Raw genomic sequence first — 14,024 nt, 5'->3', positions numbered from 1 at the left:
TTATAACTCCGTTAGGGCGAAAACACCTGATTCTTTTTCATATTCGAGGTGTTTGTCTGAGAGGAGTTCAATAAACTCAATGTTGTAGGCAGTCTTTTCTTCAACGAGTTTACGCGCCTTAATGCGTCCCTCAAGTTCATCAGTGGCATCAATGTCGAGATAGAGCGCTTTTGTCTGTTCACGACGTGGGCTACGTGTTTTTGTTTCTTGATAAAAAACTTTGTAAATCATAGGATTCCTTTCTTTATGACAAGTAAAATCATAACTACAAAAAGTCTGCCAGATTAAACGTATTTCAATCGGCCATCGTTTATGAAATTTTATGAGTAATAGATTTTACTTTGATTCGTTACAATTATTTCAATTATACCATAGAAACCTTTTTTCGTCTAACTCTAGAGTCTTATTGAACATCAGTCATGTATCGGATGTATTTTTATGTTATAATTGGAAAAGAAATTTCAAGTCAGAAGGAAACAAGATGAAAGTTTTAGCCTTTGATACTTCATGTAAGCCATTGTCACTTGCAATCTTAGATGGAGAAGAATTATTAGCAGAAGTTACGCTTAATATAAAAAAGAATCATAGTATCAGCCTCATGCCCACTATTGATTTTTTAATGCACTCAGTGGATATGCAGCCTAGTGATTTGCAGCGCATTGTGGTTGCTCAGGGTCCAGGTTCTTATACAGGTCTCCGCATCGCAGTAGCAACAGCCAAGACTCTTGCTTACAGCCTCAAGATTGATTTGGTCGGAGTATCAAGTCTCTATGCTCTCGCAGCACCTGCTAAAAAATCCGGATTGGTCGTTCCTATTATAGATGCTAGACGCAATAATGTTTATGCTGGTTTTTATGACAATGGCAGAGCGGTTGTACAAGATAGACATTTAGCTCTTACGGATGTTCTAGAAAGTTTGAAACTCCAAGAAAAAGTGACCTTTGTTGGAGAAGTGGAAAGTTTTCGAACTCAAATTGAAGAACACCTTCCGCAGGCAACAGTTATCCAAACATTACCATCAGCATACGAAATTGGCAAACTAGGTCAAACTTTACCTGCAGTAGATGTGAATGCCTTTGTTCCAAACTATCTTAAACGAGTTGAGGCTGAAGAAAATTGGTTGAAAGACCATCATGAAGATTCACAGGCTGACTATGTTAAACGGGTATGATATGCGGACATTGGAAGAAAATGTTGTAGCTGTCTATGATATTTTGTCAGATGTTTATGCCAAATCACCTTGGTCAGAAAAACAGATTTTAGCAGACATGCAGCAAAGCAACGTTGATTATTTTTTTGTAGAAGTTGAGACGCAAGTTGTTGGTTTTATATCGGTACAGCAGTTAGTAGGAGAGTTGGAAATCACGAATATAGCGGTAAAAAAAAGCTATCAGGGACAAGGTCTGGGAGCGCAGCTCATGGCTTTCCTCAATGAGGTTGATTTTCCGATTTTTCTTGAGGTGAGAGCATCCAACAATGCTGCACAAGCCTTGTACCAAAAAAATGGCTTTAATGCAATCGGACATCGGAAAAATTACTACCATGATCCAGTTGAAGATGCCATTATCATGAAACGTGAGGGAATTGAGTAAATGAAGGACAGATATATATTGGCAGTGGAAAGTTCATGTGATGAAACAAGTGTCGCTGTTTTAAAGAATGACAAAGAACTGCTGAGTAATATTATTGCTAGCCAAGTGGAGAGTCATAAACGCTTTGGAGGAGTTGTTCCTGAGGTAGCTAGTCGTCATCATGTTGAGGTTATTACACTTTGTATTGAAGATGCTTTGCTGGAAGCAGGGATTGAAGCAAGTCAACTAGATGCTGTGGCGGTAACTTATGGCCCTGGTTTGGTTGGTGCACTTTTAGTGGGAATGGCTGCTGTAAAGGCTTTTGCTTGGGCAAATCAACTTCCTTTGATTCCTGTCAATCACATGGCTGGCCATTTAATGGCTGCACGCCAAGTTCAGGAGTTGGAGTATCCACTTTTAGCGCTTTTAGTATCCGGAGGTCATACAGAATTAGTTTATGTCTCTGAACCTGGCAATTATAAAATTGTGGGAGAGACTCGTGATGACGCAGTCGGCGAAGCTTATGATAAGGTTGGTCGTGTCATGGGATTGACCTATCCAGCAGGCCGAGAAATTGATGAGTTAGCACATAAGGGACGGGACGTCTATGATTTTCCTCGTGCTATGATGAAAGAGGATAATCTGGAATTTTCATTTTCTGGACTCAAATCAGCTTTTATTAACCTGAGCCACAATGCCCAACAAAAAGGTAAAAAACTTGTCAAAGAAGATTTGTGTGCCTCTTTTCAAGCAGCTGTGCTAGATATTCTTATGTCCAAAACTAAAAAGGCACTTAAAAGTTATGCTGTTAAGACATTAGTTGTAGCTGGAGGTGTGGCTGCTAATCGTGGTTTACGTGAACGATTGGCAGAAGAAATCACAGAGACTACTGTCGTTATTCCTCCTTTGCGGCTCTGTGGAGACAATGCGGGGATGATTGCACTTGCAGCTGCAATTGAATATGAAAAAAAACACTTTGCCAGCCTTGACTTAAATGCCAAGCCAAGTTTGGCATTTGAAACAGTGGAAAAATGATTACTAGCTATCAACATTTCATAGTTACTTGTTTATTATTGTTTCCGCTATTAAAAAAGTTTCTTTAATCGCCAACTAATCTAGGGCGTCAGTACATAATAAGTGGGTAAATTTTTGGATTGTTACTCCATCATTTAGAAAAACAACAAAAGAATCTCCTATTTAAATGAGTGGTAGTCAGTACTAAAATTATGTTATAATATAGGAAAATTCTGGTAATTCAAGGAGGAACTATGCAGGAAAAAGGATTTTGGGATGGTGCCAAGGCAGCTACACCAACGGTTTTTGGATATATATCGATAGGAATGGCTTTGGGAATTGTGGGAGCAAAGTCTGGTCTGACACCGCTGGAAATTGGTTTGATGAGCATTATTGTTTATTCTGGTTCTGGTCAATTTGCTCTTTGTGGTCTTATTTTGGCAAAGGCTTCGTTACCTTCTATTGGACTTACCATTTTTTTAATCAACCTGAGGCATTTTTTGATGAATTTGCATACCTCAACGATTTTTCCAAAGGCAAGCATAGGACAGCAGTTACTGATTGGAAGTTTCATGACAGACGAAAGTTATGGTATTTTACTAGGGGAGCATATTCGTCATAAAGATATTTCAGTCATCTGGATGTATGGGAATAATTTTGCAGGCTATTTCACATGGGCAACTGCTTCTATAATTGGTTGTGTTTTAGGAGGTCTCATTCCTAATCCAGATTCCTTTGGGATAGATTTTGCATTAATCGCTATGTTTGTGGCTATATTCTCTAGTCAGTTGGAAGGTATGGTTCGGCGGGTTAAATGGCAGAAAATTACTTGGATTTTAGTGACAGTTTTTCTTTCTTATATTTTACTTAGTGTCATCATATCGAGTGCTTTAGCGGTGTTGGTTGCGACGCTCTTAGGATGCTTTGTGGGGGTTTTGCTTGATGATTAGTTCATATGTTATAGCGGCCATTGTCATATCGATGTTGGTTACATGGATTCCAAGGGTCTTTCCTTATATACTTGTGCGCTTTGCTGAATTACCTCCAAAGGTTATTAAATTTTTAGGTTATCTACCAATAACCATTATTTTCGCTTTGATTTTATCTAGTATTTTTACAGTTGAAAAAGGGCATCTCCCTCAAATTAAGTGGATTGAACTGGTGGCAGTAGCTCCAACATTTCTAGTTGTTGCAAAAAGCAAAAATGTCATGTTGGCAGTTCTCATAGGAGTTGCAACTGTAGCGGTCTTACGTCTGGTGTTCTAGGTAGAAAAATAGCAGTGCTAAGCAAATCTTATCGCTTCAACTAAGAAGGGGACAAGTGATTAGAGTTGACATCATTTGATGGTTTTAGAAAATCAAAATGATATGTCAGTGGTGTCACCTTTTTATCCCTTTATACCAATTTGTGTAGCAATAATTAAAATCTAAAAAAACTGATACTCATCTGAGAATCAGTTTTTTTGTATCATTAAGGGAAATTGTTTTGTTGTCAAGTTCTGATAAGCATCAATTCTACTGTGTATATATTAATTTTGCTTTTCAGAAATAACCATGACATTGTCTGTAATATCAGCTTTAAGATGTTTAACATCTGTGTGATCAAGATAGAAGTCAGTGATTTTATCGCGAATTTCTTGTTCGATAACACGACGCAGTGGACGAACCCCCATCGCTTCATCATACCCTAGTTCAATCAAGTGAGCTTTGGCAGCGTCTGTGACTTCAAGATCAATACCTTTCTTAGCAATTGTCTTGCTGACTTCATCTAACATCAGGTCGACAATTTCATTCAAGTCTTCCTTAGTCAAATGAGAGAATTCGATGATACCGTTGAAACGATTGAGAAATTCTGGACGGAAGTAAGGAGCGATACGATCCATGATTTTCTTATCCTTATCATCTTGACCAGTTAAAGCTTCGTTACCAAATCCAGCATTAGATGTAGCAATGATAACCGTATTTTTGAAGTTAATCGTGTTACCTTGACCATCGGTTAGACGACCATCATCCAAAACTTGAAGAAGGAGGGTGATGACTTGTGGGTCTGCCTTTTCAATTTCATCTAAAAGCACGATAGAGTAAGGGTTGCGGCGAACACGTTCTGTAAGAGTATTGTTATTATCATCGTAGCCAACATAACCAGCGGTAGTACCAATTAATTTAGAAACGGCAGTGCGGTCGCTGTATTCCGACATATCCAGACGAATGATAGAATCTTTGGAACCAAACATATCAAGTGCTAATTGTTTAGCCAATTCGGTCTTACCAACTCCTGTTGGACCCACGAAAAGAAAGCTACCGATTGGGCGGTTACCCTCATCAAAACCAGCACGGTTACGACGGATGGCGCGTGACACTGCTTCAACAGCTTCGTTTTGACCGATGACTTTACCCTTTAAACGACTAGCCATTTCTTTCAAACGCTCAATGTCGCTTGCGCCCATATTGGAAACAGGCACACCAGTTAAACGTTCAACGGATTCTGCCACGTCATTGACCGTAGCAGTTACTTTTTGACCCTCTGTGTGGTTATCAATTTGTTTTTGTAGTTCTTCAATCCGTACTTTGGCATTGAGTGCAGTCTCGTAATCCTCTTTAGCAGCAGCGGCCTCTTGTTTAGCTTTTTGATCAGCAATTTCCTTTTCCAAAGTCTTAATGTCAGTGACCTTATTTTGAGCTGCTAAGTGAGCAGCAGTCATGTCAATTAAATCAATAGCCTTGTCTGGCAAGCTACGTTGTGGAATATATTGGATAGAGAAATCAACAGCTGCTTTCAAGACATCATCCGGCAAAATGACGTTGTGGTGCTTTTCGTACAAATCACGAATACCCATGAGGATATTAAAACTGTCCTGTGCAGATGGTGCATTAACCTTAACTTCATTGAAACGACGTGCTAGCGCAGCATTTTTCAAAATGGTGTTACGATATTCGTCTTGTGTAGTCGCACCAATCACAGTTAATTCACCACGCGAAAGGGCAGGTTTAAGAATGTCAGCCAAGCCTTTGGAACCAGAGTCACCACCGGTTGAGCCAGCACCTAAAATTTGATGAATTTCATCAAAGAAGAGGATGATATTACCTGCATCTTTGACTTCCTTAACCAAATTTTGAATATTTTCTTCAAAGCTACCGCGGTATTGCGTACCCGCTTCAAGCCCTGAAATATCAATTGAAATGATTTCTTTATTTTTAATCGTCGCAGGCACGTCGCCATTGACAATAGCTTGTGCCAAACCTTCAACCACAGCAGTTTTACCAACTCCTGCATCACCGACAAGAACAGGATTGTTCTTCGTACGGCGTGATAAGATTTCAGCAGTTTCTTGGATTTCTTTGTTGCGTCCAATGACTGGGTCAAGTTCATTTTGGCGTGCTTGTTCGGTCAAGTTGGTACCAAGTTTTGCCAAAATACCATCTTCTTTAGGAGCAGTAGCAGCAGATGCTTGTTGCATATCTGGATTACCTGGTAATTTACCAGTTTGACGATATTGAGCAAATTCTTCAGGGGTGACTTCACGTCCGTTAATCAAATAACGTTTGTTTTCGGAATTGTAGCCTCCCATATTTCCCATGAGTTGGTTGAAAATGTCGTCCATATTTCCAAAAGGATCTCTTCCATAAAAGTTGTTGTTAGCCATAATTAGTTACCTCTTTTTCTAAAAATAGATCACAAGTAGTATTATAATCTGATTTATATGTCGTTGAAGAACAAACACCTTAGTCTATACAAATGGGTAGAGAGGTCGTATTTAAGGTGATTGTATTGGTTTTCCTAACCATCTTCTGATGATATTATACACCTTTGGTCAGTGAAGGTCAATACAAAATGAGAAAATTTTAAAAAATAATTAAGAATCGGTTTGATGTAAATTATCATAAGCTAATAGTAGTGAATAAGGTAGATGTCTTTAATGTTAAACTCAGTAATAAGGAGATTACTTTGAGAAGTGTAAACGATGGCTAACTTGGACTTGTTGAAATCTGCCGACAAAAATAAAAACCGCTATTCCTAAGAATAGCGGTTTCAGAATGTTTTTAGGCTAATTGAGTAGTCGCTCTATTATTTAAGAGTAACAGAAGCTCCAGCTTCTTCAAGTTTAGCTTTGATTTCTTCAGCTTCAGCTGCAGATGCACCTTCTTTGATAACTTCTGGTGCACCATCAACAAGAGCTTTAGCTTCTTTAAGACCAAGACCTGTGATTTCACGAACAACTTTGATAACGCCAACTTTTTTGTCGCCAGCTGCAGTCAATTCAACGTCGAATGAATCTTTAGCAGCAGCTTCTTCTCCGCCTGCTGCACCAGCTACAGCTACAGGAGCAGCTGCAGTTACACCAAATTCTTCTTCGATAGCTTTTACAAGGTCGTTCAATTCAAGGATTGAAGCTTCTTTAATTTCAGCAATAATGTTTTCAATGTTCAATGCCATTGTAATTTCCTCCAAATATGTTTTAAATTAGGTTTAAATAAGATAGCATTAAGCTGCTACGGGCTGACGCATTAAGCTGCGCCTTCTTCTTTGCTTTCTGCAACAGCTTTGACAGCATATGCAACGTTGCGAACTGGCGCTTGAAGTACAGAAAGGAGCATAGAAAGCATACCTTCTTTGTTTGGCAATTTAGCAAGAGCGTTAATTTCTTCAACAGAAGTGAATTTACCGTCTACTGAACCACCTTTAATTTCAAGAGCTTCTGCATCTTTTGCAAAGTCACTAAGAACTTTTGCTGGTGCGATAACATCTTCGTTAGAAAATGCTACTGCAGATGGGCCTACAAATAATTCTTTCAAATCGTCAAGACCTGCTTTTTCAGCTGCACGAGTCAAGATTGAGTTTTTGATAACTTTGAACTCAACACCGCTTTCACGAAGTGAACGACGAAGATTTGTATCTTGCTCAACTGTAAGACCACGTGAATCAACAACGACGATACTTGCAGCTGCCTTCATTTTTTCAGCAACGAGCTCAACTTGTTCAGCTTTTTTAGCAATAATTGCTTCACTCATTAGTTTTACCTCCGTTTTTATTTTTGGGCTAGGCACAAAAAAATCGCACCTAAACCTAGACACGAAAGTACAAAGACGTTATTTCATAATGACGTTTTGTGCCTCGGCAGGAATCTTATGAGCACCGCTCCCCTGCTGTCTTAGGTCAGTTCACACAGAACCATTTAGTAGTTTAACCTATTTTCATCCTTATGTCAATAATTTTTCTCAAAATTTGTAATCTAGTATTTTCTTTGGATGGTTGCCGTTTAAAGACATAAACTCTGCGAATACATTACTAATAATAAGAAAATGTAAGTTTAAGTGTGATAATTTTACTGGTGTTGTTGGACAACAAAGGATTCCCAAAATATTTTTAGAAGATTTTCTATTCCCTATCCCACCAATTTCTGAACAACTACGAATCGCTAACCAAATCCAACACTATTTCAATCTTCTAGATATTATCAATCAAAACCAAGTAGAGCTTCAACAATTATCAGAACAACTCCGACAAAAAGTTCTGGATGTGGCTATGCAAGGAAAGTTGGTCCCACAAGACCCCAATGATGAACCCGCTTCAGTTTTATTGGAAAAAAATTCGTGCAGAAAAGCAACGGCTCTTTGAGGAAGGGAAACTCAAGAAGAAAGGCTTAGTCGAAATTGAACCCGTTTTAACTGATGACAACGCCTATTATGGGAAGGTTCCAATCAATTGGTGTACCCATCTATACAAAATATTGGAGAAGTAGTCACGGGTAATACACCTTCGAAAAATATGAAGAGTATTACAATGGCAATTATCCATTCTTCAAACCAACTGATTTATTACAGGAAAAAATTTGATTTTTGCAAGCGAAAGTTTAACTGAATTAGGTTGGAATGTTTCAAGGAATATACCGAAAGGAAGTATTTTAGTAAATTCAATCGGCAACATTGGTATGATTGGTCTTTTACAAGTAGATGGCACTTTTATACTCAATGAAAATCAAAAGTAGTCTAGGAAACGAAGCCGACGATAGAACTTGAGTTCATCAAGGCAAGTTGACAACGGATAATTTTGATTTTCGAAGAGTATTAATCAACAGATAAATGGAATAGCTCCTTAGCATTATAAAAGTTACATCTTATAATCAAGTCTAATACTATGCTTGGCTTTACTTTTTGGTATAATAAAGGTATTGAAAGAGGAAACTATGGCACAAATAACGAAAAAAGCTTTGGAAGCGTCTCTGAAGAACTTGTTGCTGCAAAAGCCTTTACCCAAGATCACCATTCAGGATATTACGGATGACTGTGGGATTAGTCGGATGACTTTTTATTATCACTTCAAGGACATTTATGATTTGGTGGAGTGGTCTTGTGAGGAAGACGCGCAAAAGGCTCTTGGTGAAAATCGGCATTATGATAGCTGGGAGGAAGGGCTGCTGGATATTTTTAAAGCAGTCAGGGAAAATAAGCCTTTTATCCTCAATGTTTATCACTCGGTGAGTCGGGAGCAGATTGAAACCTATCTCTATCAGTTGACCTATCAGCTCATGATTGATGTGGTTGAGGAAAAGGCAGTTGGTTTACGCGTCAGCACTGAAGATATGGACTTTATAGCAGACTTTTACAAGTATGCCTTAGTCGGGCTCATGTTGGATTGGATTAAAAAGGACATGAGAGAAGACCCTCAAGACTTGGTTAATCGTCTGGCCATCTTAGTGCATGGTAATATCGTAGCTGCTCTGCAACATTATGATACTAAAGGGCGATAGCTCTGCTTTTTATCAAATATGCTTAAATGATAAAAAAATTATCATTTAAGCTTTTTTGTTTATTGTTCTTAGGCGGGGAGGCTTTTACAATAGAGATAAGTAAAAAAGATGAGAGGTATTCAAAATGTATTATTCTAGTGGTAATTATGAAGCTTTTGCTCGTCCTCAAAAGCCAGCTGGTGTTGATCACAAATCAGCCTATATCATAGGCTCTGGCTTAGCTGCTCTTTCAGCAGCATGCTTTCTTGTCCGTGATGGGCAAATGTCAGGCAAACAAGTTCATATCTTAGAAAAGGATCCGATTCCTGGCGGGGCCTGTGATGGTTATCGATACAGTGATATTGGTTATGTCATGCGGGGCGGCCGTGAGATGGACAATCATTTTGAATGCATGTGGGATCTTTTCCGCTCTATTCCTTCCATTGAAACGGATGGTGTCAGTGTCTTGGGTGAATATTACTGGCTCAATAAAGCAGACCCTAACTATTCGCTCTGCCGTGCGACTGAAAAACAAGGTCAAGATGCTCATACAGATAAGAAGTTTGGCTTGTCTGACAAGGCAGCTATGGAAATTATGAAACTCTTCTTCACACCTGATGAAGATCTTTATAACAAACGGATTAATGAAGTTTTTGATGATGAAGTTTTTGACTCTAATTTCTGGCTTTATTGGCGGACCATGTTTGCTTTTGAAAATTGGCATTCTGCTTTGGAAATGAAACTTTATATCAAACGCTTTATTCATCATATCAGTGGTTTGCCTGACTTTACTGCTCTGCGTTTTACCCGCTACAACCAATACGAATCTATGATTTTGCCGATGGTCAAGTATCTGGAATCTTTTGGAGTTATTTTCCATTACAATACCAAGGTGGTCAATGTCCTCTTTGACTGTCAAAAAGATAAGAAAGTCGCTAAAAAGATTGAAGTTATTCGTGATGGGCAAGAAGATAGCATTGACCTGACTGAAAATGATTTGGTCTTTATCACCAATGGCGGCTGTGTTGAAAATTCAAGTTACGGCAGCCAAGATAAGCCTGCTAGCTTTAATAAGGAAATTCGTCCAGGCGGCGGCTGGGATATGTGGCGGAAGATTGCGGCACAAGATGCTAGTTTTGGTCATCCGGACAAATTCTGTTATGACCCTGAACAATCTAACTGGATGAGTGCCACAGTAACGACGATTGATGATAAGATACCAGCTTATATTCAAAAAATTTGTAAGCGTGATCCATTTTCAGGTAAGGTTGTTACAGGCGGAATTGTCACTGTTAAGGATTCAAGTTGGCTGATGAGCTGGACGGTTAACCGCCAACCACAATTCAGAAATCAAGCTAAGAATGAATTAGTGGTTTGGGTTTATGGTCTCTTTTCCGACAAGGAAGGCGACTATATCAAAAAACCAATGCGCGATTGCACTGGTCAGGAAATTTGTGCCGAATGGCTTTATCATATGGGAGTGCCCGTATCAGACATTGATAATTTGTCGCGTCACAGTGCCAAAACTGTTCCTTGTATGATGCCTTACATAACAGCCTTCTTTATGCCACGTGAAAAAGGAGACCGCCCAAATGTTGTGCCAGATGGCGCTTTTAACTTTGCCTTTTTAGGACAATTTGCTGAAACACAGCGTGATACCATTTTTACTACAGAATACTCTATTCGTACGGGGATGGAAGCTGTTTACACGTTATTAGACATTGACCGTGGTGTGCCGGAAGTTTGGGGCAGCACCTATGATGTGCGTGACTTGCTTCATGCGACAGTTGCACTGCGTGATGGCAAGGCTATCACTGATATGAAGTTGAACTTTGTCGAAAAATTTATCCTGAAACAAGCCCTTCGTAAGACAGAAGGTACCGATATTGAAAAACTCTTGAAAGAGTACCATCTTGTTTAAAAAAGAAAAGGAAGTTAAGAAATCTATTCTGGCTTCCTTTTTTGTTATAATGGCTATAAGAGAAAGGAGGGGGTGACTTGAGTTCTTCTATATTTGCAAAAAAACGAATTTGTTTTGAAAAACTGTTACCTTTTGGTTTTGTCAAATCGACAAATGGTTATGAGTTCCGCGAAAGTATTTTAAATGGTGATTTTGAAGTGCGGATACAGGTCACATTTGACGGGCAAATAGCTAGTAAGGTCATAGATTTGGAACTAAATGAAGAGTATCTGGCTCTTCATGTTGAGCGTGCTAGTGGTAGCTTTGTCGGCCAAGTACGTGAGGCTTATCTAGACGTTTTGGAGCGTGTGGCTAGCAATTGTTGTCAAACTCTGCCATTTATTAATGACCAAACGAATCGCCTAGCTACTATGATTGAAAGTGAGTGGGGTGACGTTGTTGATTATCCTTTTGTCAAGTCTCCTCAGTTTGCTTCTTACCGTGTTGGTGGTAAGTGGTATGCCTTGATTTTTCCACTTAAGTTGGAAAAGTTAGGATTTTCGGGGGCAATAGCAGAGCAGGAAGTTGAAGTGGTTAATCTCAAGGTTGAGCCAACTGAAATAGCAAATTTACTCAGTAAAGACGGCATTTTTCCTAGTTACCACATGTCCAAGAAGAGCTGGGTTTCGGTAGTGCTTGACGATAGTTTATCAGATGAAGAACTTTGGGAATTAGTTACCCAAAGTCGTAGTCTAGCTGCTCCTAATCTACTAGGTCGCAGCCAAGGGCCAAATTTCTGGCTGATTCCTGCTAATCCTAAGTATTATGACATTGATGCAGAGTTTACGGAAAATAAAATTATTGACTGGACTCAAAAAGCCTCCATCAAGAAGGGAGACTATGTGGGCATTTACATCACTGCACCTAGTCGGATGCTCCGCTATCTCTGCCGAGTCTTAGAAGCCGATACGGACAATAACGGCTACCGCAACCATCCAGACATCAAGAGACTCATGCGCATTGAGCTTATTCGACAGTTTGATGATGGCAAATTTCCGGCATCCGTTCTCAAAGAACTGGGTGTCAGTAATATTCGTGGACCGCGTCGCATGACCAAAGAACTCATTGAGAAAGTTGAGGAAACCCTAAATGATTAGATCAGCTCGTTTATCAGATACCCAAGCTCTCTATGTCATTAACCGTGATAGTTTGGGCTATGATAGTGATATGTCAGCAACCAAGGCTCAGCTTGAGAAACTTTTACAGGACTCTAATCACACCATTTTGGTAGCTGAAGAAAATGGTCAACTGATTGGTTATGTGCATGCTCAGCTCTATGAAACACTGTATTTTAAGCCTTTATGGAATCTAATAGCGCTAGCTGTATCTCAAGATTATCAAGGGAAAGGTTTTGGAGTAGCTCTTTTGTCGAAATTAGAAAAGTTGGCCCAGCGATCCAATATCTCAGGTATCCGTGTTAATTCAGGTATATCTAGAAGGGGCGCTCATGCATTTTATAAAGAATTGGGCTATGTGGAAAGACCAGAACAAAAGAGATTTATAAAAACCGGGACAAATGTTAGATTATATAACATAAAGAGTTCGAAATTGGCAGAAAAATTGCAAAAATTTTGAAAAAGGGGTTTTCTTTTGCTTTTGAAAGGTATATAATAGCCCTATCTTAATTTTTAAAGGAGGAGCAAACATGAAGAAAAGCTTTATTCATCAGCAACAGGAGATTTCTTTTGTCAAGAATACTTTTACACAATATTTGATTGACAAACTTGAAATTGTTGAAGTGCAAGGACCTATTCTTAGTCAGGTCGGGGATGGTATGCAAGATAATTTGAGTGGTATCGAAAATCCTGTTTCAGTGCACGTTAAACGCATTCCAGATGCTGAATTTGAAGTTGTTCATTCACTTGCTAAGTGGAAACGTCACACTTTGGCACGTTTTGGCTTCAATGAAGGAGAAGGGCTTTTCGTACACATGAAAGCTCTCCGACCAGACGAAGAGGATTTGGATCCCATCCACTCTATTTATGTGGATCAATGGGATTGGGAGAAAGTAATTCCTAATGGTCGTCGTGATATTACTTATTTGAAAGAAACAGTTGAACAAGTTTATAAAGCTATTCGATTGACAGAATTAGCAGTTGAAGCACGCTTTGATATTGAAGCTGTTTTGCCTAAAAAGATTACATTTATTCACACTGAAGAATTGGTTGAAAAATATCCAGATTTGACACCAAAAGAACGTGAAAATGCTGCTGCTAAAGAATTTAGAGCTATTTTCCTCATTGGTATTGGTGGCATCTTGCCAGATGGTCAACGCCACGATGGACGTGCACCTGACTATGATGACTGGACTTCAGAATCTGAAAATGGATATCATGGTTTAAATGGTGATATTATCGTTTGGAACGAAGCGCTTGGTTCAGCGTTTGAATTATCATCTATGGGTATTCGTGTCGATGAGGAGGCGCTTAAACGCCAAGTCAAGATTACAGGTGACGAAGATCGTTTACAATTAGAATGGCATAAGGCTCTTCTTAATGGTCTATTCCCACTTACCATCGGTGGTGGTATCGGTCAATCTCGTATGGCAATGTTCTTGCTTCGTAAGAAGCATATTGGTGAAGTACAATCTAGTGTTTGGCCAAAAGAAGTTCGTGAAACGTTTGATAACATTTTGTAAGCATACTTATTTAAAAGAATCAAGTTTTCTTGGTTCTTTTATTTTTTTGAAAACGATGTTATATTTTATAACATTTAGACTTGACAAAATATTCTGATAAGATTATAATGAAT

The 14,024-nt window shown here is 39.0% G+C and carries 16 protein-coding genes and 1 other annotated feature; of the genes, 12 read left to right on the top strand and 4 right to left on the bottom strand.

Annotated elements, in window-relative coordinates; translation table 11 throughout:
- Positions 1–231, bottom strand: a complete 231-nt coding sequence (locus ABZ559_RS09835; RefSeq protein ID WP_018376926.1) for a DNA-dependent RNA polymerase subunit epsilon — start codon at positions 229–231, stop codon at positions 1–3.
- A 250-nt stretch (positions 232–481) separates the two neighbouring features.
- On the opposite strand from ABZ559_RS09835, the gene tsaB reads away from it, so the two are divergent.
- From tsaB to ABZ559_RS09810, 5 genes are all read left to right on the top strand, one after another.
- A complete protein-coding gene (tsaB, locus tag ABZ559_RS09830) occupies positions 482–1,171 on the top strand; it encodes a tRNA (adenosine(37)-N6)-threonylcarbamoyltransferase complex dimerization subunit type 1 TsaB (protein ID WP_367006197.1) in 690 nt (229 codons plus the stop codon).
- Between the two features lies 1 nt (position 1,172).
- A complete protein-coding gene (gene rimI, locus ABZ559_RS09825) occupies positions 1,173–1,592 on the top strand; it encodes a ribosomal protein S18-alanine N-acetyltransferase (RefSeq protein WP_026217249.1) in 420 nt (139 codons plus the stop codon).
- Positions 1,593–2,606 (top strand): tRNA (adenosine(37)-N6)-threonylcarbamoyltransferase complex transferase subunit TsaD, encoded by a 1,014-nt coding sequence (gene tsaD, locus ABZ559_RS09820; protein WP_367006195.1) that lies wholly within the window; start codon positions 1,593–1,595, stop codon positions 2,604–2,606. It abuts the gene before it with no gap.
- Between the two features lie 233 nt (positions 2,607–2,839).
- Entirely contained in the window at positions 2,840–3,535 is a 696-nt protein-coding gene (locus ABZ559_RS09815) for an AzlC family ABC transporter permease (protein WP_273415150.1), read from the top strand.
- Positions 3,528–3,851 (top strand): AzlD domain-containing protein, encoded by a 324-nt coding sequence (locus ABZ559_RS09810; RefSeq protein WP_273415151.1) that lies wholly within the window; start codon positions 3,528–3,530, stop codon positions 3,849–3,851. The genes ABZ559_RS09815 and ABZ559_RS09810 overlap by 8 nt, the downstream gene beginning before the upstream one ends.
- 263 nt (positions 3,852–4,114) lie before the next feature.
- On the opposite strand, the gene ABZ559_RS09805 is transcribed toward ABZ559_RS09810, so the two are convergent.
- From ABZ559_RS09805 to rplJ, 3 genes are all read right to left on the bottom strand, one after another.
- Positions 4,115–6,229, bottom strand: a complete 2,115-nt coding sequence (locus tag ABZ559_RS09805) for an ATP-dependent Clp protease ATP-binding subunit (protein ID WP_321056197.1) — start codon at positions 6,227–6,229, stop codon at positions 4,115–4,117.
- A gap of 422 nt (positions 6,230–6,651) precedes the next feature.
- On the bottom strand, positions 6,652–7,020 hold the full coding sequence (gene rplL, locus ABZ559_RS09800; RefSeq protein ID WP_018376919.1) for a 50S ribosomal protein L7/L12: 369 nt from the start codon (positions 7,018–7,020) through the stop codon (positions 6,652–6,654).
- Between the two features lie 71 nt (positions 7,021–7,091).
- Complete coding sequence (rplJ, locus tag ABZ559_RS09795) at positions 7,092–7,595, bottom strand: 50S ribosomal protein L10 (protein WP_273415158.1); 504 nt, start codon at positions 7,593–7,595, stop codon at positions 7,092–7,094.
- A gap of 28 nt (positions 7,596–7,623) precedes the next feature.
- Positions 7,624–7,758: a sequence feature (ribosomal protein L10 leader region), on the bottom strand.
- Between the two features lie 78 nt (positions 7,759–7,836).
- Between rplJ and ABZ559_RS09790 the strand changes: the two genes are divergently transcribed.
- From ABZ559_RS09790 to asnA, 7 genes are all read left to right on the top strand, one after another.
- A complete protein-coding gene (locus ABZ559_RS09790) occupies positions 7,837–8,202 on the top strand; it encodes a restriction endonuclease subunit S (protein WP_367006193.1) in 366 nt (121 codons plus the stop codon).
- Positions 8,141–8,326 carry a hypothetical protein gene (locus tag ABZ559_RS09785; RefSeq protein ID WP_367007669.1) on the top strand — a complete coding sequence of 62 codons (186 nt, stop codon included), beginning with the start codon at positions 8,141–8,143 and terminating at the stop codon, positions 8,324–8,326. The genes ABZ559_RS09790 and ABZ559_RS09785 overlap by 62 nt, the downstream gene beginning before the upstream one ends.
- Positions 8,327–8,770: 444 nt before the next feature.
- Positions 8,771–9,334 carry a TetR/AcrR family transcriptional regulator C-terminal domain-containing protein gene (locus ABZ559_RS09780; protein WP_367006191.1) on the top strand — a complete coding sequence of 188 codons (564 nt, stop codon included), beginning with the start codon at positions 8,771–8,773 and terminating at the stop codon, positions 9,332–9,334.
- A gap of 124 nt (positions 9,335–9,458) precedes the next feature.
- The gene (locus ABZ559_RS09775; RefSeq protein WP_367006189.1) at positions 9,459–11,234 is read left to right on the top strand and encodes an oleate hydratase; all 1,776 of its coding nucleotides are present in this window, start codon (positions 9,459–9,461) and stop codon (positions 11,232–11,234) included.
- Positions 11,235–11,311: 77 nt separating this feature from the next.
- Positions 11,312–12,370, top strand: a complete 1,059-nt coding sequence (locus ABZ559_RS09770; protein WP_367006188.1) for an MmcQ/YjbR family DNA-binding protein — start codon at positions 11,312–11,314, stop codon at positions 12,368–12,370.
- Positions 12,363–12,848 (top strand): GNAT family N-acetyltransferase, encoded by a 486-nt coding sequence (locus tag ABZ559_RS09765; protein ID WP_367006186.1) that lies wholly within the window; start codon positions 12,363–12,365, stop codon positions 12,846–12,848. Before ABZ559_RS09770 ends, ABZ559_RS09765 begins: the two co-directional genes overlap by 8 nt.
- 70 nt (positions 12,849–12,918) lie before the next feature.
- A complete protein-coding gene (gene asnA, locus ABZ559_RS09760) occupies positions 12,919–13,911 on the top strand; it encodes an aspartate--ammonia ligase (protein ID WP_367006184.1) in 993 nt (330 codons plus the stop codon).
- The last annotated feature ends 113 nt before the right edge of the window (positions 13,912–14,024 follow it).

Origin of the sequence: Streptococcus sp. ZY19097, from assembly GCF_040731245.1 — a bacterium.
GTDB classification, from domain to species: domain Bacteria; phylum Bacillota; class Bacilli; order Lactobacillales; family Streptococcaceae; genus Streptococcus; species Streptococcus orisratti.
The sequence above is the reverse complement of the archived record's forward strand: the minus strand, read 5'-3'. Positions and strand labels throughout refer to the sequence as shown.